Origin of the sequence: Paracidovorax oryzae ATCC 19882, assembly GCF_000687165.1 — a bacterium.
GTDB classification, from domain to species: domain Bacteria; phylum Pseudomonadota; class Gammaproteobacteria; order Burkholderiales; family Burkholderiaceae_C; genus Paracidovorax; species Paracidovorax oryzae.
The window spans coordinates 22,829-44,057 of sequence record NZ_JMKU01000030.1; the positions used below are offsets into that span (position 1 = coordinate 22,829).

The 21,229-nt window shown below is 68.5% G+C and carries 22 protein-coding genes; 3 read left to right on the top strand and 19 right to left on the bottom strand.

Features of this window, described 5'->3' with window-relative positions; all coding sequences use genetic code 11:
* Window positions 1-26: 26 nt before the first annotated feature.
* The 10 genes from flgK to flgB all read right to left on the bottom strand — a co-directional run bounded on the left by flgK (window position 27) and on the right by flgB (window position 9,604).
* Entirely contained in the window at window positions 27-1,958 is a 1,932-nt protein-coding gene (gene flgK / locus T336_RS0119325; protein WP_026433787.1) for a flagellar hook-associated protein FlgK, read from the bottom strand.
* 16 nt (window positions 1,959-1,974) lie between these two features.
* Complete coding sequence (gene flgJ / locus T336_RS0119330) at window positions 1,975-2,877, bottom strand: flagellar assembly peptidoglycan hydrolase FlgJ (RefSeq protein WP_019701775.1); 903 nt, start codon at window positions 2,875-2,877, stop codon at window positions 1,975-1,977.
* A gap of 42 nt (window positions 2,878-2,919) precedes the next feature.
* Entirely contained in the window at window positions 2,920-4,086 is a 1,167-nt protein-coding gene (locus tag T336_RS0119335) for a flagellar basal body P-ring protein FlgI (protein ID WP_026433788.1), read from the bottom strand.
* Window positions 4,087-4,297: 211 nt separating this feature from the next.
* Window positions 4,298-5,011 carry a flagellar basal body L-ring protein FlgH gene (locus tag T336_RS0119340; protein ID WP_050858871.1) on the bottom strand — a complete coding sequence of 238 codons (714 nt, stop codon included), beginning with the start codon at window positions 5,009-5,011 and terminating at the stop codon, window positions 4,298-4,300.
* A 41-nt stretch (window positions 5,012-5,052) separates the two neighbouring features.
* Window positions 5,053-5,835: a flagellar basal-body rod protein FlgG gene (flgG, locus tag T336_RS0119345; protein ID WP_011797436.1), complete on the bottom strand. Its 783-nt coding sequence runs from the start codon at window positions 5,833-5,835 to the stop codon at window positions 5,053-5,055.
* Between the two features lie 56 nt (window positions 5,836-5,891).
* A complete protein-coding gene (gene flgF / locus T336_RS0119350; RefSeq protein WP_026433790.1) occupies window positions 5,892-6,632 on the bottom strand; it encodes a flagellar basal-body rod protein FlgF in 741 nt (246 codons plus the stop codon).
* 61 nt (window positions 6,633-6,693) lie between these two features.
* A complete protein-coding gene (gene flgE, locus T336_RS0119355; protein WP_019701771.1) occupies window positions 6,694-7,971 on the bottom strand; it encodes a flagellar hook protein FlgE in 1,278 nt (425 codons plus the stop codon).
* 58 nt (window positions 7,972-8,029) lie between these two features.
* Window positions 8,030-8,680: a flagellar hook assembly protein FlgD gene (locus T336_RS0119360; protein ID WP_013596669.1), complete on the bottom strand. Its 651-nt coding sequence runs from the start codon at window positions 8,678-8,680 to the stop codon at window positions 8,030-8,032.
* A 22-nt stretch (window positions 8,681-8,702) separates the two neighbouring features.
* A complete protein-coding gene (gene flgC, locus T336_RS0119365) occupies window positions 8,703-9,107 on the bottom strand; it encodes a flagellar basal body rod protein FlgC (RefSeq protein WP_013596668.1) in 405 nt (134 codons plus the stop codon).
* Between the two features lie 53 nt (window positions 9,108-9,160).
* Window positions 9,161-9,604, bottom strand: coding sequence for a flagellar basal body rod protein FlgB (gene flgB / locus T336_RS0119370; RefSeq protein ID WP_026433791.1), 444 nt, complete (start codon window positions 9,602-9,604; stop codon window positions 9,161-9,163).
* A gap of 247 nt (window positions 9,605-9,851) precedes the next feature.
* Here flgB and flgA point away from each other — a divergent pair, with 247 nt between their 5' ends.
* From flgA to T336_RS0119385, 3 genes are all read left to right on the top strand, one after another.
* Complete coding sequence (gene flgA / locus T336_RS0119375; protein ID WP_019701769.1) at window positions 9,852-10,631, top strand: flagellar basal body P-ring formation chaperone FlgA; 780 nt, start codon at window positions 9,852-9,854, stop codon at window positions 10,629-10,631.
* Between the two features lie 91 nt (window positions 10,632-10,722).
* Window positions 10,723-11,064, top strand: coding sequence for a flagellar biosynthesis anti-sigma factor FlgM (gene flgM / locus T336_RS0119380; protein WP_019701768.1), 342 nt, complete (start codon window positions 10,723-10,725; stop codon window positions 11,062-11,064).
* A 77-nt stretch (window positions 11,065-11,141) separates the two neighbouring features.
* Window positions 11,142-11,552, top strand: coding sequence for a hypothetical protein (locus tag T336_RS0119385; RefSeq protein ID WP_020424885.1), 411 nt, complete (start codon window positions 11,142-11,144; stop codon window positions 11,550-11,552).
* 120 nt (window positions 11,553-11,672) lie between these two features.
* Here T336_RS0119385 and T336_RS0119390 read toward each other — a convergent pair whose 3' ends face one another.
* From T336_RS0119390 to motA, 9 genes are all read right to left on the bottom strand, one after another.
* On the bottom strand, window positions 11,673-12,386 hold the full coding sequence (locus T336_RS0119390) for an RNA polymerase sigma factor FliA (protein WP_013596663.1): 714 nt from the start codon (window positions 12,384-12,386) through the stop codon (window positions 11,673-11,675).
* 4 nt (window positions 12,387-12,390) lie between these two features.
* Window positions 12,391-13,188 carry a hypothetical protein gene (locus tag T336_RS0119395; protein WP_026433792.1) on the bottom strand — a complete coding sequence of 266 codons (798 nt, stop codon included), beginning with the start codon at window positions 13,186-13,188 and terminating at the stop codon, window positions 12,391-12,393.
* On the bottom strand, window positions 13,181-14,770 hold the full coding sequence (gene flhF / locus T336_RS0119400) for a flagellar biosynthesis GTPase FlhF (RefSeq protein ID WP_019702200.1): 1,590 nt from the start codon (window positions 14,768-14,770) through the stop codon (window positions 13,181-13,183). The genes T336_RS0119395 and flhF overlap by 8 nt, the downstream gene beginning before the upstream one ends.
* On the bottom strand, window positions 14,767-16,848 hold the full coding sequence (gene flhA / locus T336_RS0119405) for a flagellar biosynthesis protein FlhA (RefSeq protein ID WP_026433793.1): 2,082 nt from the start codon (window positions 16,846-16,848) through the stop codon (window positions 14,767-14,769). The genes flhF and flhA overlap by 4 nt, the downstream gene beginning before the upstream one ends.
* The gene (locus tag T336_RS0119410) at window positions 16,845-18,017 is read right to left on the bottom strand and encodes an EscU/YscU/HrcU family type III secretion system export apparatus switch protein (protein ID WP_026433794.1); all 1,173 of its coding nucleotides are present in this window, start codon (window positions 18,015-18,017) and stop codon (window positions 16,845-16,847) included. The genes flhA and T336_RS0119410 overlap by 4 nt, the downstream gene beginning before the upstream one ends.
* A gap of 240 nt (window positions 18,018-18,257) precedes the next feature.
* A complete protein-coding gene (locus T336_RS0119415; RefSeq protein WP_013596658.1) occupies window positions 18,258-18,905 on the bottom strand; it encodes a protein phosphatase CheZ in 648 nt (215 codons plus the stop codon).
* A 2-nt stretch (window positions 18,906-18,907) separates the two neighbouring features.
* On the bottom strand, window positions 18,908-19,294 hold the full coding sequence (cheY, locus tag T336_RS0119420) for a chemotaxis response regulator CheY (RefSeq protein ID WP_011797421.1): 387 nt from the start codon (window positions 19,292-19,294) through the stop codon (window positions 18,908-18,910).
* Window positions 19,295-19,360: 66 nt separating this feature from the next.
* Complete coding sequence (motB, locus tag T336_RS0119425) at window positions 19,361-20,299, bottom strand: flagellar motor protein MotB (protein WP_013596657.1); 939 nt, start codon at window positions 20,297-20,299, stop codon at window positions 19,361-19,363.
* 27 nt (window positions 20,300-20,326) lie between these two features.
* Window positions 20,327-21,187, bottom strand: coding sequence for a flagellar motor stator protein MotA (gene motA, locus T336_RS0119430; RefSeq protein ID WP_013596656.1), 861 nt, complete (start codon window positions 21,185-21,187; stop codon window positions 20,327-20,329).
* Window positions 21,188-21,229: the final 42 nt, after the last annotated feature.

Below are 21,229 nucleotides of genomic sequence, written 5' to 3' on the forward strand. Positions count from 1 at the left end.
CCGGGGGCGATGCGGCGCGGGCGGCGTCAGCGGCCCATCGTCTGGATCAGGTTGTCGAAAATGCTCTGCGCGATCTGCAGCACCTTGGCCGAGGCCTGGTAGGCCTGCTGGTACTGGATCAGCTTGGCGGCTTCCTCGTCCAGGTTCACGCCCGCCACGGCGGAGCGGTCGCGCTCGAGGTTGGTGGAGATCGTGGCCGAGACATCCGATGCGTACTTGGCGTTCTGCATGCGCGTGCCCACCTGCGCCATGAGCCCGGCGTAGCCATCGCTCATGGTGGCATCGTCGAACATCTTCACGTCGCCGAGCGCATCGATCGCCGAGGCGTTGCCGGCGTTGCGCTTGTAGGCGTCGCCGTATTGCGCATCCAGCGCGTTGCCCACTTTCACGGTGTCGCCCGTGCCCGGCGTCCCCTTGAGCGTGATCTGCCAGCCGTCGATGGTGATGGGCTGGCCCGGCGTGTAGGCCAGGCCCGTGGTGCCCGATGCGGGCGAGGTCGATCCCGTCACGCCATAGGTGGTGGGCGGACCCGCGGTGAAGGTGAGCGTCACGCCGCCCGGCGTGGGGGGGGGCGTGTAGGGGCTCGCAGTGGCCTTGATGGAACTGAGCTGCAGCGAGCCGTTGTTCGCCGTGCCCATCGCGGCGTTGACGGGGCTCGCGGCGGCGAGGTCGCGCGGCGACAGCACCTTGGCCTCGATGTCCCGCGCCGCGCTGCTGAACGGCCTGAACATCACGCGCTCGCCGACGGCGCCCGCGGCCGTCATGTTGAACGTGAGCCCGTCGATCTGCTGCCCCGCGAGGTTCGCGAGGTCGGTGAAGGCCGTGGCCTTGCCGTCGGACAGGCGCACCACCTGGCCCGCGGGCGGCGTGGTGAAGCGCACTTCGTAGTCCGAGGCGGCGAACTTGGTGGCGTCGGAGAACGACACATTGCCCACCGCCGTGCCTTTCGTATAGCCCGGCATGCTGGCCGGCACGGTGAACAGGTCCTTGCCGGCCTGCCCGTCCAGCGTGAGGCCCAGCTTGTGCTGCGCGTTCATCGTCATGCCGATGGCCTGCGCCATGCGGCCCAGCAGGTTGCGGCCCTCGGCCAGGTCGTTGTTGTGGAACCGCAGCAGGCCGGAGAGCTCGCCCCCGCCGAGCATGCCATCGTCCAGTTCGATGGGCTTGGTACCGGGCGGGCTGAAATACACCTTGAGCTGGCCGCTGCCCGGGAACATGCTCGATTCCTGCACCTGCAGCGGCGTGGCGGTGGTGCCCAGCACCAGTGGCTGGCTGCCCGCCACGAACAGGCCCACGGTGCCGTCGTCGGCCGCCACCTGCGTGGTCTGCACGTACTGGTTGATCTGGCGGATGATCTGGTCGCGCTGGTCCAGCAGGTCGTTGGGTGTCTGCCCGTTGCCCTTCACGCGCGCGATCTGCTCGTTCACGCTCGCCATCTGCTTGGCCAGGGCGTTGAGCGCGTTCACGTCGCCGTTGAGCTGTTCCTTCACCGTGTACTGGATCTCGTCCACGCGCCCGGCCGCCGAGCGCATGCGCGCGGCGGTCTCGTCCATGCGGGTGATGGACACGGTCCGCGCGGTCATGTCCATGGGCGAGGCCACCACGTCCTTGAACGAGTTGAGCATGTCGGTGATGGCCGCACCCAGCCCGCTCGTGCCTCCGCCGAACACGTCCTGCAGCTGCGACAGCCGCTCCGCGCGGGTCTTGTCGGCCGACTGCGCCGAATCCGCCGCGGCGGCCTGCCGGGTCAGCAGTTCGTCGTGGTTGCGCAGGATGGTCTGCACGTCCACGCCCTGGCCGATGTAGCCGCCGCCCGTGAACTGCCCCTGCACCGTCTGCAGCGACAGCGTCTGCCGCGAGTAGCCCGCGGTATTGACGTTGGCGATGTTGTGGCCCGCGGTCTGCAGGGCCACCTGGTTGGCGAGGAGGGCGCGCGCGCCGACGTTGAGCAGACTCATGTGCGTTCACCCGCCTTCATGCCGAGGGCCCCACGCGCAGCGTGCTGTGGATGGCCCGGCTCAGCTTGTGCGCGTACTCGGGGTCCGTGGCGTAGCCGGCCTTCTGCAGCTCGGCCGCATAGGCCACGGCCGAATGCGTCTTGCTGCGGGCCTTTTCGTAGCGCGGGTTGTCGTTGATGAGGCGCGCGTAGTCCTTGAAGGAATCCTCGTAGGAATCGTAGGCGCGGAACCTGGCCGTCACCTTGCGCGGCGTGCCGTTGATGTACTCGGTGGTGGTCACCTCCGCCACCTTGCCCGTCCAGCCCTTGCCGGCCTTGATGCCGAACAGGTTGAAAGAATTGCTGCCGTCCTTGCTGCGGATCTCGCTGCGGCCCCAGCCGGTCTCGTGCCCGGCCTGCCCGAGCATGAAGCTCGCGGGGATGCCGCTTTCCTGCGACACGCGCTCGGCCGCATCGCGGTGGTGCTGCACGAAGCCATCGCGGCCCTTGGGTGCCGGGGCGTAGGCGTTGGCGGCTGCTGCGGCACGCGCGGACTGCTGCGGCTGCAGGCTCAGCGTGGACGGCGGGGAAAACGTGGGCGCGGCCTCCTGGCCGCCGCCGATCTGGCGCGTGAGCTGGCGCTGGATGGCTTCCGAGAGCCCGCCCTGCAGGCCCGACATCTGCACCGAGAACTGCTGGTCCAGCATGTCCTGGCCGAGGTTGCCCTGCTCGCCTTCCATCAGGCCGGACTTCATCGTCGCCTCGCGCATGCTCTTGATCATCTCGCGCATGAAGAGCGATTCGAACTGCTTGGCCGCTTCCTTCGCGGCCTTCGGGTCGTTCTGCCCGGCCTGGAACTTCAGCGCGTCCAGCGAGCGCGCATCCACCGCCAGCGCATTCGAGGCCGTGGCGGGGGCGGAGGACGTCAGGCTGAGGGACATGGCGGTCTCCCTGCGGTCAGGCGGTGGCGGGCGCGGCGGCCATCAGATGACCTCCAGTTCGGCATTGAGCGCACCCGCCGCCTTGATGGCCTGCAGGATGGCCAGCAGGTCCTGGGGCGTGGCGCCCAGCGTGTTGAGTGCGCGCACCACGTCGGCGAGCTGCGGGGAGGGCGGCATCTGGATGATGTTGCCCGGCTCCTGCTTGATCGCGATGTCGCTCTTCTGCGCGACCACGGTCTGGCCCTGCGAGAGCGGATTGGGCTGGCTGATCACCGGAGTGGAACTGATCGTGATCGACAGGTTGCCGTGCGCGATCGCGCAGGGGCCCAGCGTCACGGCCTGGTTGAGCACGATGGAGCCGGTGCGCGCGTTGATCACGACCTTGGCCGCCGGCGTGGCGTCGGCCAGCGGAATCTCTTCCAGGTCGGCGATGAAGTTCACGCGGCCACCCGGGTCCTGCGGGGCGCGCACCTGCACCGTGCGGCCATCCAGCGCCGTGGCGATGGACGCGCCCTTGCCGAGCTTGTCGTTGATGGCCCGCGCCACCTTGCGCGCGGTCTGGAAATCCGAGGCGTTGAGCCCGAGGTTGATCGTGTCGCCGTCGTTCAGTGGCGTGGGCACCCCGCGTTCCACCTGCGCGCCTTCGGGAATGCGCCCCGCGCTCAGGTGGTTGATCTGCACCTTGCTGCCGCCGGCCGAAGCGCCCGCGCCGCCCACCACCAGGTTGCCCTGCGCCAGCGCGTAGATCTCGCCGTCGGCGCCACGCAGCGGCGTGGCGATCAGCGTGCCGCCCTTGAGCGACTTGGCATTGCCCATGGAGGACACGTTCACGTCGATGAACTGCCCGGGCTGGGCGAACGCCGGCAGCTGCGCCGTCACGATCACCGTGGCCACGTTCTTGAGCTGCGGCGCCGCCGTGCCGGGCGGCAGGCTGATGCCCATCTGCTGCAGGTAGTTGGTGAGCGCCTGCGTGGTGATGGGCATCTGCGTCGTCTGGTCGCCCGTGCCGTCCAGGCCCACGACCAGGCCGTAGCCCGTCAACTGGTTGCTGCGCACCCCCTGCACGGCCGCCACTTCCTTGATGCGCAACGCGTGCGCGGGCACCATCGCCCCCAGCAGGGCGAGCGCGGCGAGACCGTGCGCGATCCCCAGCCGCAGGGCGGCCCGGTGCGCGCGTGCGAGGAAGGAGGAGGGGGCAGGAGACTTCATGGCACCGATTGTGGGAGCTAAGGGCGCCGGGGGATGGAGGGAAAAGCCGCCGGATCACCCGCTTTTTGAGGGAACAAAAAGGGGGGCCTCTCCAGGCAAGGTGCCGCCAGACTGCAGAAAGCAAGAAGCCCGCACCGCCGCAAGGGCGATACGGGCCAGGAGATGCGGGCCGGGAGAAAGGGAGTGGCCGGGTTCCGGCGCCGATGTCAGCTCAGAACGGCGCCACCGAATTGAACGCCCGAGCCAGCCACCCCATGGCCTGCGCCTCGGCCGGGGAGCCCCTGCCGCGCGACTGCACGCGGGCATTCGCCACCAGGGTGGAGCTGACCACGCTGCCCGGCTGCAGCGAGCGCGGGTCCACGGTGCCCGAGAAGCGCAGCACGTCCACGTTCTCGGCCACGCCGATCTGCTTCTCGCCCGCGATCACGAGGTGGCCGTTGGGCAGCACGTCCACGACCGTGGTGGTGATGGTGCCGGTGAAGGTGTTGGTGCTCTGCAGGTCGCCCTTGCCTTCGAAGTTGTTGGTGCTGTTGCCGCCCAGCTTCAGCTTGCCGAGGTCGCTCGCGCCGATGAAGGGGAACGCGCTCACGCCGGCCGTGTTGGCGGCCGTGCGGTCCACCTTGGAGCTGGACTTCTGCGATGCGGAGATCGTCTCCACGATCTGGATGGTGACGATGTCGCCCACGAGCCGCGCGCGGCGGTCCTCGAAGGCCGGCCGGTAGCTGGCCGCATGGAAGAGGCTGCCGGTGGCCGGCCCGGTCGCGCGGGGCGCCGTCTGCACGGCGATCGGCGCCTGGGTGGGCGGCATGTCGATCGGTGGCGGCGGATTGACGGAGGCGCAGCCCGTGGCGGCCAGCAGGGCGGCCACGGCGGCGAGGCGCAGCGGTGCTGCGCGGAGGAAGAGGGAGGCGGCGGTGTGCGGCATGGTCGGTGTCCCGGCGGTGGTCAGGAAGGGGAGGGCGCGCATCACAGCTGCGCGAGCTTGGCCAGCATCTGGTCGGATGTCTGGATGGCCTTGGAATTCATCTCGTAGGCGCGCTGGGTCTGGATCATGGACACCAGCTCTTCCACCACGTTCACGTTGGAGGTTTCGAGGAAGCCCTGGCGGATGATGCCCAGGCCGTTGGTGCCGGGCGTGCCCTGCTGGGGCTGGCCCGACGCCGCGGATTCCTTGAACAGGTTCTGCCCGATCGGCTCCAGGCCGGCCGAGTTGATGAAGCTCGCCATGCCCAGCGTGCCGATCTGCTGCGGCGCGGTCGTGCCCGGCACGGTGGCCGAGACGATGCCGTCCGTGCTGATGCTGATCCCCGTGGCGTTGGCCGGCACGGTGATGCCGTTGGCCACGGGCAGGCCGCTGGAGGTGACCAGGCGCCCCTGGGAATCGAGCTGGAACGATCCATCGCGCGTGTAGCCCGTGGTGCCGTCCGGCATCGTCACCTGGAAGAATCCGTTGCCGTTGATGGCCACGTCCAGGTTGTTGTTGGACTGCGCCAGGCTGCCTTGCGTGAAGTTGCGGCTGGTGGCCACCGTGCGCACGCCCAGGCCCAGGTGCAGGCCGGTGGGCAGCTGGTTCTGCTCGGTGGTCTGCGCGCCCACCTGGCGCAGGTTCTGGTAGATCAGGTCCTCGAACACCGCGTTGTTGCGCTTGTAGCCGGTGGTGGAGACGTTGGCGAGGTTGTGGGAGATCACGTCCAGCTGCGTTTGCTGGGCGGACATGCCGGTCTTGGCGATCCAGAGCGAGTTGATCATGGCGGTTCCTCGGGGAATGCGTGCGGTGCGTGCGGGGGAGGGCGTCGGCGCCGGCGTCAGCCGTTCAGGTTGAGCAGCTGGGCGGCCGTCTTGTCATTGCTCTCGGCCGTCTGCAGCAGCCGCATCTGGGCTTCGAACTGCCGGGAGGCGGCGATCATGCCGACCATGCTTTCCACGGCGTTCACGTTGGAGCCCTCCAGCGCGCCGGACAGCAGCCGCGCGTTCGGGTCATTGGGGATCGGGTCGCCCGATGCGGTGCGAAAGAGCGCGTCGTCGCCCCGCTTGAGCGGGTCTTCCGCCGTCGGGGTGGCGAGCTTCAGCCGTCCGATCGGGGTGGGCTGCTGGCCCGCCACGCGCGCGGTGATGGTGCCGTCCGAGCCCAGGGTCACGTCGGCGCCGGGCGGCACGTCGATCGGGCCGCCGCCGTCGGACAGAACGGTGAGCCCGTTGGAGGTGCGCAACTGGCCCTCCGCGTTGACCTCGAAACTGCCGTTGCGTGTATAGGCCTCGGTGCCGTCCAGGCCCTGCACCGCGAACCATGCGTTGCCCACTGCCATCGCGTCCAGGTTGCGGCCGGTGCGCTGCACGGGGCCGGGCGTCTCCACATGGCCGGAGGTCGCCTCCAGCGCGAACACGCGGGTCTTGGAGCCGTCGCCCTGCACGGGCACCGAGCGGAACGTGGACATCTCCGCGCGGAAGCCGTTGGTGGAGGCGTTCGCGAGGTTGTTGGCCAGCACCGCCTGCCGTTGCGCGGCAGCGCTGGCGCCCGTCATGGAGGTGTAGATGATGTGGTCCATCGCTCGGCCTGGATGAAGGAAGGGGTTCGGGGTTCAGTGGCGGATCAGCGGGATCGGGCCGTCAGCGCAGGTTCACCAGCGTGGACATCACCTGGTCCTGCGTCTTGATGGTCTGGGCGTTGGCCTGGTAGGCGCGCTGTGCGGTCATCATGTTCACCAGCTCGGCCGTGAGGTCCACGTTGGAATCCTCCAGTGCGCCGGAACGCAGCCCGCCGAACTTGCCTTCGGTGGGCGTGCCCAGCACCGGCTGGCCCGACTGGAAGGTTTCCACCCAGTTGTTGTTGCCCACCGAGGCCAGGCCCTGCGTGTTGCGGAAGCTGGCCAGCGCCACCTGCCCCTCGGCGCGCGTCACGCCGTTGGAGTAGCGGGTCATCACCGTGCCGTTGTTCTCGATGCTGATGCCCGTGAGTTCGCCGGCCGTGTAGCCGTCCTGCGACAGGTTGGACACCGCGAAGGCCTTGCCGTACTGCGACACGCCGTCGAGCTTGATGTTCACCGTGTAGTCGGCCAGCCCGTTCGGGTTGGGCGGCGTGGGTTTCACGGTGAGCGGCATCTGGAAGCCGGTTTCCGGGGCGGTCGCGGTCGGCGAGACGATCTTGCCGCTGTTGTCGAACTTGATCTGGCCGATGGGCGTGGCCACCACCGGCGGCGTGGCCGTGGCGTCGTCGAGCTTGTCGTACACGTCCCAGGTGTTGGCGCCGTTCTTCTGGAAGTACAGGCTCACCGGCTTGGCCACGCCCTGGCTGTCGTACACGTTGATGGACGTGCCGTAGGTGGAGCGCGGCGTGGCGGGCACGGGCGGCGTGGCCGTGGCGTCGCCTGCGGCATCGGGGGCGCGTGCGTCGAGGTTGAATTCCGCCGTGATCGCCGTGGTCTGCTTGGCGGGGATCGGCTTGGACGTGGGGAAGGACAGCGGCGCGGCGTTGCTGGCCGTACGCTTGCCGGTGACCGGGTCCAGCGCATAGCCCATGACCTGTGCCTTGGTGTTGGTCACCAGCTGGCCGTTGCTGTCGAGCTTGAAGTTGCCGGCGCGGGTGTAGGCACGCGAGCCGTCGGGCTGCTGCAGCGTGAAGAAGCCGTCGCCGTTGATCGCCACGTCCAGGCTGTTGCCCGTGACGGAGATGTTGCCCTGGTTGAACTGCTGCGCCACCGCCGACAGTTCCACCCCGATGCCGGCATTGGTGCCACCCGCGGAGCCGATGGCATTGGCCACCATCTCGGCGAATTCGGCGCGCGAGGACTTGAAGCCGACGGTGCCGGAGTTGGCCACGTTGTGGCCGATCACGTCCAGGTTCTTGCTGGCGGCGTTGAGGCCGGACAGGCCTTGCTGGAAGCTCATGGTGCTCTCCTCGGGGGACGGAAAAGGGGTTGTTTGTCTTGCGGAATGCGCGAGGCCGTCAGAGCACCGCGCGGATGTTGCTGTAGTTCACGGTGCCGCCCGTGTCCAGGTTCAGCGTGAGGGCGCCCGCGTTGGAGCCGGTGCCCACCACCTTGGCCTGCATGAGCGGCGTCGCCTCGACGGCGCCGTCCTTGGTGGATGCCACCACGCGGAAGCTCAGGTCGCTGCGGGTGCCGCTGTACTTGCTGCCGTCCCAGCTGAAATCGTGGCGTCCTGCCGCGCTCGCGCCCACGTCCACCGTATCGACCACCTGGCCGCCCGGCGTGACGACCTCCACCTTGACGTCGGTGGCGGCGCCCTTGAGGTCGAAGGACCCGGTGCCGGCACTGTCCTTGAAGGTCATCTTGCTGCCTTCGGTCAGCACGTTGCGGCCGATCATCATCGTGCCCTGCAGGGTCTGCATGGTCGTGAACTGCTCGGCCATGGTCTGCATGCTCAGGTTGAGCTGCTGGATGCCCGTCACCGTGTTGATCTGCGCCATCTGCGAGGTCATCTGGGCGTTGTCCAGCGGATTCATCGGATCCTGGTTGTTGAGCTGCGCCACCAGCAGTTTCAGGAAACGGTCCTGCGCGGCGGCCGGGTCGGTGGCGGAGTTCGAGCTGGAGCCCGTGTTCACGGTGGCCGTGGAGCCGATGGGGTTGAGGATCATGGTGCGGTCCTTCGGGAAGGGATTACTGGCCCATCTGCAGCGTCTTGAGCAGCAGCGACTTGGTGGTGTTGAGGACCTCGACGTTGTTCTGGTAGGAGCGCGAGGCCGAGATCATGTTGACCATCTCTTCCACCGGATTCACGTTGGAGTGCGTGACGTAGCCCTCCGCGTCGGCCTGCGGATGGGTGGGATCGAGCACGCGCTTGCCGGGTGCTTGGCTCTCGCTGATGGCGCTCACGCGCACGCCGGCCGCGCCTTCGTCGCCCATGGGCGCCGTCTGGAAGACCACCTGGCGCGCCTTGTAGGCCTGGCCGTCGGGGCCGGCCACGGCATCGACGTTGGCGAGGTTGCTGGCCACCACGTTGAGGCGCTGCGCCTGCGCGCTGATCGCGCTGCCGGAGACGCCGAAGATCGAGAACATGGACATGGCGGTGATCGCTTTCCTGGTGCGTTGCGGGCGGCGAAGGCGTGCGTGCGCCCTCACTGGCCCTGGATCGCGCTCAGCATGGTGCGCGCGTTGCCGTTGATGAAACGCAGCGTGGCCTCGTAGCGCACGGCGTTGTCGGCGAACGCGGCCCGCTCGCGGTCCAGGTCCACCGTGTTGTTGTCCAGGCTCGGCTGGGTCTGCACCGTGTAGCCCAGGGTGCCGGGCGCGCTGCTGCCGGTCGTGGCGCCGGGCAGCGGGATGTGGCGCGGATCGGTCGTGCTCTGCTGGCGCTGCAGGGCGCGCTCCACCGCGCTGAACGAGGCGCCCTCGCCCTGGCCGGTGGCATCGCGCAGCGCATCGGCGAAATTGAAATCGCGCGCCACGTAGCCGGGGGTGTCGGCATTGGCGATGTTGCTCGCGATCGCACGCTGGCGCTCGGCACGCAGCATGAGCGCGTTGCCGTGGAAATCCAGCCTTTCGGTCAACTTGTCGAGCATGGGGCACCTTGCGGAGATCGGGGGAATCGGGGTCGCCGCGCGGCACGGGGCCACGGGTTTTCCGGCGTGGTCCGATTATGGAAACGGCCCCTTTTTTCTAAAGCGCGAAGAACGCGGGGATTGGCGCGCAGTTCGGTCCATCGCTGCCTGCCCCACGCCCTAGAGTTCAGGTTGTGCAATGGCCCGCGGACCGCCCCGTCCGGCCGGCCCCGTCCATCGCCGCAGCCCGGCTGCCCAGGAGGCCCCCATGTCCCCCCATTCCCACCTGCCGTCTTCCCGCCCCGCCCCGTGCCGCGCCCGGGCGCTGGCCCGCATGGCCGGCGCCGCGCTGCTGGCCTGGAGCGCCGCCGCGGCCGTGCATGCCCAGGGCGCGCCCGCAGCGGACGCGACGGCCGACCTGGGCTCCATCACCCAGCATTGGATCGATGACGCCCTGCAGCGCAGCCAGGTGTCGGGCGGCTCCATGCCGCTGCGCATGGAAGTCAGCGTCGGCCAGCTCGATTCGCGGCTGCGCCTCGCGCCCTGCGCCCGGGTGGAGCCCTATCTTCCCGCCGGCTCCCGGCTCTGGGGCCGCACGCGGCTGGGCCTGCGCTGCGTCGAGGGTGCCACGGCGTGGAATGTCTTCCTGCCCGTCACCGTCAAGGCCTACGGTCCCGCCTGGGTGCTCACCGGCAACGTCGCCTCCGGCGCCGTGCTGACCGAGGCCGATGCCACCCAGGCCGAAGTGGACTGGGCGGCCGAGACGACCGCCATCGTGGCCAATCCGGAAAACTGGGTGGGGCAGGTGGCATCCCGGCCGCTCATGGCCGGGCAGGCGCTGCGCCAGCACATGGTGAAGGCCCCGATGGCCTTCCGCGCCGGATCGCCGGTGCGGGTCGTTGCCCAGGGACGCGGCTATTCGGTAACATCCGCGGGGCAGGCCGTCACGGCAGGCTCGATCGGAGAGACTGTGCGTGTCCGCATGGACAATGGCCGGATCATCGCTGGCATTGTGTCCAGTGATGGAACGGTCGAGGTCGGCTTGTGACGTCCTGTTTCCGATAAAAGCCTAAAGTCCGCGCTCCGATGGTCGAAAACATTGCTACTGTGCCCCACATCGAACGGGGTGGGAGAGTGCGATGAAGATCAGTCAAAACCCGGAATTGCCGAATTCGCTGACGCAGCAGGTCCAGGCTGCCAAGCAACAGGCCAAGGCGGCCGCCCCTGCGCCCGCCGCCGAAGAGGCCACCAAGACCGCGACCACGGTCGCCACCTCGGGCGGTACGCCCGTGACGTTCTCCAGTGCCGCCAAGGCCCTGGACCCGTCGCTGCGCAGCAGCGCGGATTTCGATGCCAACAAGGTCAAGGCCGTGCGCGCGGCCATCGACAAGGGCACCTTCAAGGTCGATGCCGATGCCATCGCCGGCAAGCTGCTCTCGAACGCCCAGGAAATCATCGCCCACTCTCCCAAGAGCCACTGATCCCGGCCCTTGTCCCGGCGTGGCCGTAGCGCACACGGTCCGCGCTCCGCATGGGCCGGTCGGCACAGGACCGACCCATGCACCCCTCTCCCGCCTCCCCGTCTTCCCCCCGCTCTCCTGAAAGCCTGCTCGGCGCCGTCGAGTCGCTCCTGGCCGACGTGGGGGCCCTGCTGCTGCAGGCCGATGCGCCCGCGCTCGAGCGCCGCGCCCCGCTGCTGCAGCAGGCAGCGCTCGACCTGTCCCGCTTCCTGGAAAGCCGGCCCGCCTCCGCGCCGCCCCTGCCGGACGACTGGGCGCGCCGCATCCAGGCCGTGCGCGGCCAGCTGTCGCTGCAGCGCGAACAGCTGGCCCGGCTCGCCGCGCTCACGAACCGCCAGGTGGCCACCTTCCTGCCTCCGGACCAGAACGGCGCCACCTATGGCAGCCGCGGCCCTGCCGGCACCGGCATGCACGGCGGGGCTGCCCGGATCTACCGCTCGCAGGGCTGAACGGCGCCTGTCGGCCGGCCCAGGCAAGGAGTTCTGCGCCACAAAGACCAAGGGCCCCGAGGGGCCCTTTTTCTTTCTCATGGCTGTCCCGGACGGCCGGGATGCCGGCATCCGGCGGCGTCAGTGGCTGCGCATCTTCGCCCGCAGCCGGGCGATCGACTGGCTGTGCAGCTGGCAGATGCGCGATTCGGTCACGCCCAGCACCGCGGCGATTTCCTTCAGGTTCATGTCGTGCTCGTAGTACATGCCCATGATCTGCTGCTCCCGCTCCGGCAGCGCCTTGATCGCCGCCACCAGGGAGGCACGCAGGCGCTGGTCGCGCAGCATGGCCATGGGGTCGGCCGCGCTGTCGGCCACGTGGCGGTCGAGGAAGCCGTCGTCGTCGTCGCCGTGCGTCATGTCTTCCAGGTAGACCAGCTGGGTGCCGCGCACCTTGCTCAGCAGGGACTGGTATTCCGCCAGGCTGAGCTCGAGCTCCGTGGCGATCTCGGATTCGAGCGGGCTGCGGCCGAGCTTCTGCTCCAGCCGGGTCACGGCGTGCTCGATCTCCTTCTGACTCTTGCGTGAACTGCGCGACATCCAGTCGCCCTCGCGCAGCTCGTCGAGCATGGCGCCGCGGATGCGCTGGGAGGCGAAGGTCTCGAACTGCACGCCCTGCGTTACCTCGTAGCGCGACAGCGCCTCGCTGAGCCCGATCATGCCGACCTGGATCAGATCGTCCAGCTCCACGTTGGGCGGGAGCTTCGCGATCATGTGGTGCGCGATCCGTCGGACCAGCGGCGCGTGCTGGCGGATCAATGCATCGCGGTTGAGCTGTCCTTTGGCGGTGTACATCGGATCAGTGGCTCCGTGCGAAGGGCTGGGCAGGCCGCTGCGTACCGAAGGGCGGGGTGGCAGCGACCGGCGCGGCGCCAATGGTGCCCGCGTTTTCCAGCAGTTGCAAGGCCAGGCGCTGCAGATCCTGCGGATGGTTGGCCCGCAGGGTGGTGGTGCGCAGTTCGCTGCCCAGGTGCCGCTCGGCGCAGCGCTGCAGGGTGGCGAGCGTGGCATGGACCCGGTGCAGGCCCGCGGGCCGGTCGGTGGGCAGTACCGAGGCCACCGTGCAGGGCACGCCCGCGTGCAGCGCCATGTGCTTGAGCTGGCGGTAGCTGCGCATCGCATGGTCGCCGCCCTCGGCGATCAGCAGCGGCACCGCGGCCGTGTCGCGCACGAGGGGCGCCAGTGCCTCCGCAGGGGCATAGATCGCCAGCACCGCGTAGGAGCGGAAGAAGGGCTGCAGGGTCTGCTGGGCGGCCACCGCGTCGGCGCTCTGCCGGGCCAGCCGGCGCAGTCCGTAGGCGGCCGGCAGCACGGCCAGCGAGGCCGCCGCGGCGCCGCCCGTGTCCAGCGGCGCGCCATCCTGCCAGGACGGCTCGGCCAGCAGATGGGCCAGGCCGGGGGAGGCATCAGTCTCGCGCGCGGTGCCGTCGAGCACGGCCACGGGATAGCCCATGCGCTGCAGGGCCGAGCACACCTGGAAGAAGGTTTCGAGCCCGTAGGCTGCATCCGGCTGCGCCAGGATGGCCAGCAGGCGCAGGGGCGACTCGGGCATCAGGCGCAGCAGGCTCGCGCCCTGGTGGAAGGCAGTGTCAAGCATCGACCAGGGCCCTTTCCGTGGCGAGTTCGGGAGAGTGCGAGAAGAAGAAGTTCAGGTCCGAAGCCTTCGGGTCGAACGCCGACTTCGCGGGCGAGCGCATGGAGGTGGCGATCAGCTTCTGGGCATCGGCCGCTTCCCAGTCCTCGGGCACGCGCTGGCCGTTGGTCACGCCGCGCAGCACCATCTGGTGGCGGATCAGCGCATCCACGGCCGGGCCGAGCTTCACGGCCTCGTCCACCTTGGAGAGGATGGCCTGCTGCGACCCACTGGTCTTGAAGCCGGTGAGCACGTCGTCCAGCGTGTCGCCGTGGCAGCCCGCGTTGAGCACCAGCAGGCGATTCACGCCCGGCAGGTCGAGCACGTCGAGCATGTCGCGCTTGCGCGGGTCGCGCGGGGCGATGCCGGTGGTGTCGATCAGCACCATCTTCTTGCCGGCCAGCAGGCCGAGCAGGTCCTGCAAGGCGGCGCGGTCGTGGGCGAGGTGCGCCACCACGCCGAGCATGCGGCCGTAGGAGCGCAGTTGCTCGTGGGCGCCCACGCGGTAGGTGTCCAGGGTGATCAGGCCGACGCTGGCCGGGCCGTGGATGCGGGCGCACAGGGCGGCGAGCTTGGCGGTCGTGGTCGTCTTGCCCACGCCGGTGGCCCCCACCATCGCATACACCCCGCCTTCTTCATACAGCGGGCGCTGGTGCGCATCGGTCTTGAGGTTGCGTTCCAGCACTTCCATCAGCCAGCGCACGGCATGGCCGGCACCCAGCTCTTCGGGCAGGCGCTCCAGCACGGCGCGCGCCAGCGAGGGCGAATAGCCCGCCCGGATGAGCTTGAGCATCAGGTTGGACTGGATCGGGTTCTGCCGTGCCTGGCCCAGCCAGGCCAGCGTGTTGAAGCGGTCCTCGATGAGGTCCTTCATGGACTGCAGCTCGCTCATCAGGTTCTGCTGGCCCGCTTCCTGGGCGAGCGAGGGCACGGGGGCCTGCACGCGGCGTTCGCGCACTGGCTGCTCGGGCGGCAGCCCCAGTGGGATGGCATGCATCGGGTTGTGCCGCGGCAGCGGGGCGCTGGCAGGCGCCATGGCGCGTTCGGCCATGCGCGGGGCTTCGGGGCGGGACAGCGGCGCGCGTTCGGGCTGCAGGAGCTGTTGCGGCGCGGCTGCGGGAGCCGGTGCAGCGCCGTGCATGGCTTCGTGGCGGCGGCGCAGCATGCGCTCGCGCACGTAGTCCTGGAAGGAGAGCGTGCTCATCGCCAGCTGTTCCGTGTCCTGCGCCACCGGGTTGCGCGGGGCCTCGGCCCGTTGCGCTGCGCGCAGCGGCCGGCTCGACTGCGCCGGGTTGGCGGCCATGTCGGCGGCGCGTTCCTGCAGCCGGGAGGCGGCCGGGGCGCGTTCCTGGAGCCTGGAGGCGACGGGCGCCGGCTCGGCAGCGGCGCTCTCCAGCGAGGACAGCGTGTCTTCCGCGGTGGCCATCACCTCGACGCCTCCGGCGATCTGGCGGTTCGACAGGATCAGCGTGCCGTCTCCGAAGGCCATGCGTGCCTTGGCCAGGGCCTCACGGGAGGTGGGAGCGGTAAAGCGTTTGATGTTCATGCTGCACCTTTGAGGATCGGGCCGATGCGGATGGTGTGGGTTTCAGGGATCTCGCTGTGGGCGAGCACCTGCAGGCGCGGGGCGACGCGGCGCACGAGGCGCGAGACGGCGTTGCGGATGGCGTCGGGTACGAGCAGGCAGGCGGGCATGCCCATCTCTTCCTGCCGCATGGCCACTTCCGCGGCCTTCTGCGTGAGGATGTCGGCCACGCCCGGGTCGAGCGACGGGCCGGCTGCGTTGCCCAGGGCCTGCACCAGCAGGCGCTCCAGGCCCGGCTCGATCGCGATGACGTTGAGCTCGCGGGTCGGGCCGTAGATCTGCTGCACGATGGCCGGGGAGAGGGCGATGCGCACGCGGCGCGCCAGTTCCACCGGATCGCTGACGGTGCCCGCATGCTCGGCGAGGGTTTCGATGATGGTGCGGATGTCCCGGATGTGCACGGACTCTTCCAGCAGCAGCTGGAGCACCTTCTGGAACGTTGCGATCGACACCATTTTCGGAACCACTTCCTCGATGAGCTTGGGGGCCAGTTTGCCGACGTGTTCCACGAGCTGCTGCGTTTCGGTGCGGCTCAGGAGCTTGGCGGCCTGTACTTGCATCAAGTGTGACAAATGGGTGGCCATCACGGTTTCGGAATCAACGACCGTAAAACCTGCCATTTGTGCGGCTTCCTTCTGGTGCTCGTCGATCCAGTGGGCCGGCAGGCCGAATGCCGGGTCTGTGGTGGGCGTGCCGATGAGCGGCGTGCTGATGCCGCCGGGATTGATCGCCAGGAACATGCCCGGGAAGGCCTCGCCCTCGCCCACCACCACGCCGCGCAGAGTGATGCGGTAGGCGCTGGGCTTGAGCTCGAGGTTGTCGCGCACGTGCACGGCGGGGGGCAGGAAGCCCACTTCCTGGGCGAACTTGCGGCGCACCCCCTTGATGCGGGTCAGCAGGTCGCCCTGGCGGCTCTTGTCCACCAGGGAGATCAGCCGGTAGCCCAGTTCCAGGCCCAGCAGGTCCACCGGCTGCAGGTCGTCCCAGCTGGCCTCCCCGTCGCCCGCGGGGGCGGGCGGCGCCTCCACCGGCTTGGGTGCGTTCGCGCGCTGGTACAGCAGCCAGGCGGCATAGCCGATGCCGCTGCCCAGCACCAGGAACACGGCGTGCGGCATGCCGGGGATCAGGCCCAGCATGATCAGGATCGCGGCGGCCACGCCCAGCACGCGCGGCGACATGAAGAGCTGCTGCACGATCTGGCGGCCCATGTCCTGGTCCTTGCCCACGCGCGACACCACCATGGCGGCAGCCACCGAGATCAGCAGGCCGGGAATCTGCGCCACCAGCGCATCGCCGACGGCCAGCAGGATGTAGCTGTTGGCGGCCTGCGAAGCGGACAGGTCGTGCTGCAGCATGCCGATGGCGAAGCCGCCCACGATGTTGATGAGCAGGATCAGGATGCCGGCGACGGCATCGCCGCGCACGAACTTCGAGGCACCGTCCATCGAGCCGAAGAAGTTCGCTTCTTCCTGCACCTCGGCGCGGCGGCGCTTGGCCTCCTTCTCGTCGATCAGGCCGGCGCTCAGGTCGGCATCCACCGCCATCTGCTTGCCGGGCATGGCATCCAGCGTGAAGCGTGCCGAGACCTCGGCGATGCGCTCGGCGCCCTTGGTCACCACCACGAAGTTGATCACCACCAGGATGGCGAACACGATCAGGCCGACGGCGAAGTTCCCGCCGATCAGGAAGTGCCCGAAGGCCTCGATCACCGCGCCGGCGGCGCCCGGGCCGGTGTGGCCTTCCAGCAGCACCACGCGGGTGGAGGCCACGTTCAGCGACAGCCGCATCAGGGTCGTGAGCAGCAGCACGGACGGGAAGGCCGCGAAATCCAGCGGCCGCAGCATGTAGGCCGCCACCATCATCACCATGAGCGCCACGGCGATGTTGAGCGTGAAGAAGGTATCCAGCAGCCAGGCGGGGATGGGCAGCACCATCAGCGCCAGGATGGCCACCACCAGCAGCGGGGCCGACAGGCCCTGCAGTGCGGAGACATTGGTGCCGGCCCATTGGCGGGCGGAGGCGATCGTGGGGGTCTTCATGGCGCGTCACCTGCAGTGGAAGCGTCGGACGGGGCGGCCTTCGTGAGCGGATCGAGCTCCGGTGGCACGTAGGGGTCGGGCTGGGCGTCTGGCATGCGGCCTTCGCCGCGCAGTGCGGCCTTGAGCCGGTACACGTAGGCCAGGATCTGCGCCACGGCCGCGTACAGCTGGGAGGGAATCGGCTGCTCCAGCTCGGCATTGGCATAGAGCGCACGGGCCAGCATGGGCGACTGCAGCACCGGCACGGAATGCTGGTTGGCCAGTTCGCGGATCTTGAATGCCAGCAGGTCCGTGCCCTTGGACACCACCTGCGGCGCACCCATGGTGGCCTCGTCGTAGCGCAGCGCCACGGCGTAGTGGGTCGGGTTCATCACCACGAAGTCGGCCTTGGCCACGTTGCCCAGGCTGGCGCCGTTGGCGATCTCGCGCGCACGCTGGCGTTGGCGGCCCTTGACTTCGGGGCTGCCCTCGGACTGCTTGTGCTCCTGCTTCACTTCCTCGTGCGACATCTTCTGCCGCGACTTGAAGAAGAAGATCTGCAGCGGGACGTCGATGAGGGCCGCGAGGAACACGACCAGCAGCAGCAACGCCATGCCGCCGGTGATCCACTCGGCCACGTAGCGCAGGGCCACGGGGGAGGGCTGCAGCACCAGCATCGCGATCTTCTCGATGCTGGTGCTCATGAAGCTCCAGGCCACGGCGGCGAGGATGCCGGTCATCAGCACCATCTTGAGCACGGTGACCATATGCTGCTTCGAGAACAGGTTCGAGAAGCCGGAAATAGGGTTGACCCGGCTGAAATTGGGCATCACCGGCTTGAAGGTGAACAGCCAGCCGCCGGAGCCGATCGCGCTCGCCACGGCGGCCACGGTGGTCAGCACGGCGAAGGCAAAGCTCGCTGCCACCCCGACGAAGGCCATGTCCTGCAGCCGCTGCAGCATGGAACTGGTGGCGTGCACCGTCTCGGCGTTGAACGAAAGGTGGTGCGCGATGGCCCGCTGCAGGTGCTCGATCAGGGAAGGGGCCAGCGCATAGGTGCTGACCGCGCCCATGCCGAGGACGGCGAGATGGGAAAGATCGCGGGACCGCGCAGCCTGGCCTTCCTCGCGCGCTTGCTGGAGCTTGCGCTCGGTCGCGGGTAGCTGTTTGTCTTGGCTGGAGGAGTCCATGGTGGCATGACGGAGGGGGTCATGCCGATTGTCGTGAGGGGTGCCGGAATCTAAAGTGCGAATAGACGGCCGGGAAGCCGCTTATTCCTCCGCGCCGTCCAGGGGGCAGGGACGGTGGCCGTGCAGGCCCGCTGCGAAAACGGCCTGCCGGGCCGGAAAAGCCCGGCCGGGCAGGGCTGTGCGGGAAACCAGGGGCGGGCCGGCGCAGGGCTGCCGTGCCCGCTGCCGGGCCGGCGGGGGTCAGAAGCCCAGGCTGGCCAGCAGGTCGTCCACTTCCGACTGGCTGGAGACGACGTTGGGGGTGTTTTCCGGATCCACCACCGGGCCGGCCAGGTGTTCGCGCCGGGGCTCGGGGGCGGCGGCGACCGGGGCAGGCGCGGGCATGACCGGCTGGGCCTGGGGGGGGGCCGTCTGGATGAGCAGCTGCACCAGCTGCTGCTCGATCGTGCCGGCCAGGCTCACCACGCGCGCGATCACCTGCCCGGTGAGGTCGTGGAAATCCTGCGCCATCATGATCTCGGTGAGATGCACGTCGGCTTCCTTGGTCACGCGCTCCACGTCGTGCAGGAAGTTCATGATCTCGCCCTTGGCCACGGCGGCCACCGGGTCTTTCACCAGGGAGGCCACCACGCGGCGCGTCTCCTCGGCGATGAAATCATGCTGGGCCTTGGCCTGCTCGACGCGGTTGAGCACCTTCTCCGCGGCCTCGCCGGTAAGCCGGGCGATGTAGGACAGGCGACTCTGGGCATCGGGCAGCTCGCCCATGGAGCCCTTCAACTGCTCGGCGTAGCCCAGTTCCCGCAACGCATCGTGCAGCTGGCGGGTGAGCTGGCCGATCTTGTTGTGGACATCCGCGGAGTCCGGGGCGTCGTGGTCCGGCGTGTCCATGGTCAGAGTCCCAGCTTCTTGAGGATGAGCGTGACTTTTTCTTCCAGCGTCGCCTTGGTGAAAGGCTTGACGATGTAGCCGGCCGCGCCGCCCTGGGCGGCCGCGACGATGTCTTCCTTGCGGGCCTCGGCCGTGACCATGAGGACGGGCAGGTGCTTGAGCTTGTCGTCCTTCTTGATCTCGGCCAGCAACTGGAACCCGTTCATGTTGGGCATGTTGATGTCGGTGACCACGAAATCGAACTTGCTGTTGCGCAGCTTGTTCAGTGCCACGACGCCGTCTTCGGCCTCGTCGGCGTCGGTGAACCCGCTTTCCTTGAGCAGATTGCGCACGATGCGCCGCATGGTGGAGAAGTCGTCAACGATCAAAAAGCGAAGGGCAGTGGTCACGTGGGACCCTTTCGGTCGGAAATTGCAGGAGCTATTGTCAGGGGCAGCCGCTTTGGTGACAAGACGTTACGGCTGCTGTGTCGATGCTGGATTTTCACGCTTTTCGGCCGCCAGTTCCGATATGGGGATCTGCGGGGCCTTTTTGCCCAGCAGCCGTTCCTCGGCTTCCTTGGTCAGAACCGTGATGGTGATGCGCCGGTTCACGGGTGCGCGCGGGTTTTCGGGCTCCAGCAGATCGCTGGCCGCGAGCCCCACCACGCGGCCCAGCTTGGCGTCGGGCATGCCTGCGGCCACCAGTTCACGCCGGGAGGCATTGGCGCGGTCGGCCGACAGCTCCCAGTTGCTGTAGCCCCGGTCGCCGTTGCCGTAGGGCGCGGCATCGGTGTGGCCGGCCAGGCTGATGCGGTTTTCCACCCCGCCGAGCGCCGCACCGATTTCCCGAAGAATATCGCGCATGTAGGGTTTTACCAACGCACTGCCGCTGTCGAACATCGGTCGGTTCTGGTCATCCACGATCTGGATCTGCAGGCCGTCCGGCGTCACGTCGATGCGGATCTGCGACTTGAACTCCTTCAGGCGCGGGTTTTCCGAGATCAGCGCGTCGATCTTGGCCTGCAGGGCCTTGATGCGCATCTGGTCCTGCCGGGCCTGCTCGGCGCGGGCGTTCTCGATGTTGGTCCGCCGGCTGGTGGCGGTGTCGGAGTCCGAGCGCCGGACCTGGCCGTGCACCTTGGAGAGGTCGTTGCCGCCGCCGGGAATGATGCTGGAGCTGTTGCCCGAGCCGTCGCCGCCCTGCATCGCCACCTTGAGCGGCGACGCGAAATACGCGGCGATGCCCTGCAGCTCGCCCTTGGCCGTCGAGCCCAGCAGCCACATGAGCAGGAAGAACGCCATCATGGCCGTCACGAAGTCGGCATAGGCGATCTTCCAGGCGCCGCCATGGGCGGCATGGCCGCCCTTCTTGACGCGCTTGATGATGATGGGCTGGAGCTTCTTGTCGGCCATGGCGTGCACCTCCGGCGGATGCCCGGGTTACTTCTTGCCCTTCACGTGCCCTTCCAGCTCCGCGAAGCTGGGCCGGTCGCCCGAGAAAAGCACCTTGCGGCCGAACTCGATGGCCGTGGCGGGGTTGTAGCCCTGCATGCTGGCCAGCAGGGTGGTCTTGATGCACTGGAGTTCCTTGGCGGCGTCCTCGAGCTTCTGCTCCACGAGGCCGCCCAGCGGCTCCACCACGCCATAGGCCAGCAGAATGCCCAGGAACGTTCCCACCAGGGCCGAGCCGATCATGCCGCCCAGCACCGAGGGCGGCTGGCCCACCGAGCCCATGGTGTTCACCACGCCGAGCACGGCGGCCACGATGCCGAAGGCGGGCAGGGCGCCGGCCAGCCGGGCCAGGGCCGCCACGGGGGCGTGGGCCTCCTGGTGGTGGGTCTCGATCTCGCTGTCCATCAGCGATTCGATCTCGTGCGCGTTCAGGTTGCCCGACACCATCATGCGCAGGTAGTCGGTGGTGAACTCGATCACGTGGTGGTCGTGCCCGACCGTGGGGTATTTCTTGAAGATTTCCGACTCGTGGGGCGCCTCCACGTCCTTTTCGATCGCCATCAGGCCTTCCTTGCGGGCCTTCTGCAGGATCTCGTAGAGCATCGCCATCAGCTCCATGTAGCGCGCCTTGGTGTACTTGGAGCCCTTGAACGCCATGGGCAGGGCCTTGAGCGTGGCCTTGAGCACCTTGGGCTGGTTGTTCACCACGAAGGCGCCCAGGGCGCCGCCCAGGATGGTGACGATCTCGAACGGCAGCGCATGCAGCACCACGGAGATATTGCCGCCGTGTGCGATGAAGACCCCGAAGATGCACCCCAGGCAGACGATATAACCGATGATGACGAACATGCAGGTGCTCGAGGGTATGCAGGGCCAGGAAAAGGCCGCCTT

Excerpts from the sequence above, each read along its gene's own strand:
- flgK (WP_026433787.1), bottom strand. The coding sequence starts at position 1,958 with ATGAGTCTGCTCAACGTCGGCGCGCGCGCCCTCCTCGCCAACCAGGTG.
- flgJ (WP_019701775.1), bottom strand. The coding sequence starts at position 2,877 with ATGTCCCTCAGCCTGACGTCCTCCGCCCCCGCCACGGCCTCGAATGCG.
- T336_RS0119335 (WP_026433788.1), bottom strand. The coding sequence starts at position 4,086 with ATGAAGTCTCCTGCCCCCTCCTCCTTCCTCGCACGCGCGCACCGGGCC.
- T336_RS0119340 (WP_050858871.1), bottom strand. The coding sequence starts at position 5,011 with ATGCCGCACACCGCCGCCTCCCTCTTCCTCCGCGCAGCACCGCTGCGC.
- flgG (WP_011797436.1), bottom strand. The coding sequence starts at position 5,835 with ATGATCAACTCGCTCTGGATCGCCAAGACCGGCATGTCCGCCCAGCAA.
- flgF (WP_026433790.1), bottom strand. The coding sequence starts at position 6,632 with ATGGACCACATCATCTACACCTCCATGACGGGCGCCAGCGCTGCCGCG.
- flgE (WP_019701771.1), bottom strand. The coding sequence starts at position 7,971 with ATGAGCTTCCAGCAAGGCCTGTCCGGCCTCAACGCCGCCAGCAAGAAC.
- T336_RS0119360 (WP_013596669.1), bottom strand. The coding sequence starts at position 8,680 with ATGATCCTCAACCCCATCGGCTCCACGGCCACCGTGAACACGGGCTCC.
- flgC (WP_013596668.1), bottom strand. The coding sequence starts at position 9,107 with ATGTCCATGTTCTCGATCTTCGGCGTCTCCGGCAGCGCGATCAGCGCG.
- flgB (WP_026433791.1), bottom strand. The coding sequence starts at position 9,604 with ATGCTCGACAAGTTGACCGAAAGGCTGGATTTCCACGGCAACGCGCTC.
- flgA (WP_019701769.1), top strand. The coding sequence starts at position 9,852 with ATGTCCCCCCATTCCCACCTGCCGTCTTCCCGCCCCGCCCCGTGCCGC.
- flgM (WP_019701768.1), top strand. The coding sequence starts at position 10,723 with ATGAAGATCAGTCAAAACCCGGAATTGCCGAATTCGCTGACGCAGCAG.
- T336_RS0119385 (WP_020424885.1), top strand. The coding sequence starts at position 11,142 with ATGCACCCCTCTCCCGCCTCCCCGTCTTCCCCCCGCTCTCCTGAAAGC.
- T336_RS0119390 (WP_013596663.1), bottom strand. The coding sequence starts at position 12,386 with ATGTACACCGCCAAAGGACAGCTCAACCGCGATGCATTGATCCGCCAG.
- T336_RS0119395 (WP_026433792.1), bottom strand. The coding sequence starts at position 13,188 with ATGCTTGACACTGCCTTCCACCAGGGCGCGAGCCTGCTGCGCCTGATG.
- flhF (WP_019702200.1), bottom strand. The coding sequence starts at position 14,770 with ATGAACATCAAACGCTTTACCGCTCCCACCTCCCGTGAGGCCCTGGCC.
- flhA (WP_026433793.1), bottom strand. The coding sequence starts at position 16,848 with ATGAAGACCCCCACGATCGCCTCCGCCCGCCAATGGGCCGGCACCAAT.
- T336_RS0119410 (WP_026433794.1), bottom strand. The coding sequence starts at position 18,017 with ATGGACTCCTCCAGCCAAGACAAACAGCTACCCGCGACCGAGCGCAAG.
- T336_RS0119415 (WP_013596658.1), bottom strand. The coding sequence starts at position 18,905 with ATGGACACGCCGGACCACGACGCCCCGGACTCCGCGGATGTCCACAAC.
- motB (WP_013596657.1), bottom strand. The coding sequence starts at position 20,299 with ATGGCCGACAAGAAGCTCCAGCCCATCATCATCAAGCGCGTCAAGAAG.
- motA (WP_013596656.1), bottom strand. The coding sequence starts at position 21,187 with ATGTTCGTCATCATCGGTTATATCGTCTGCCTGGGGTGCATCTTCGGG.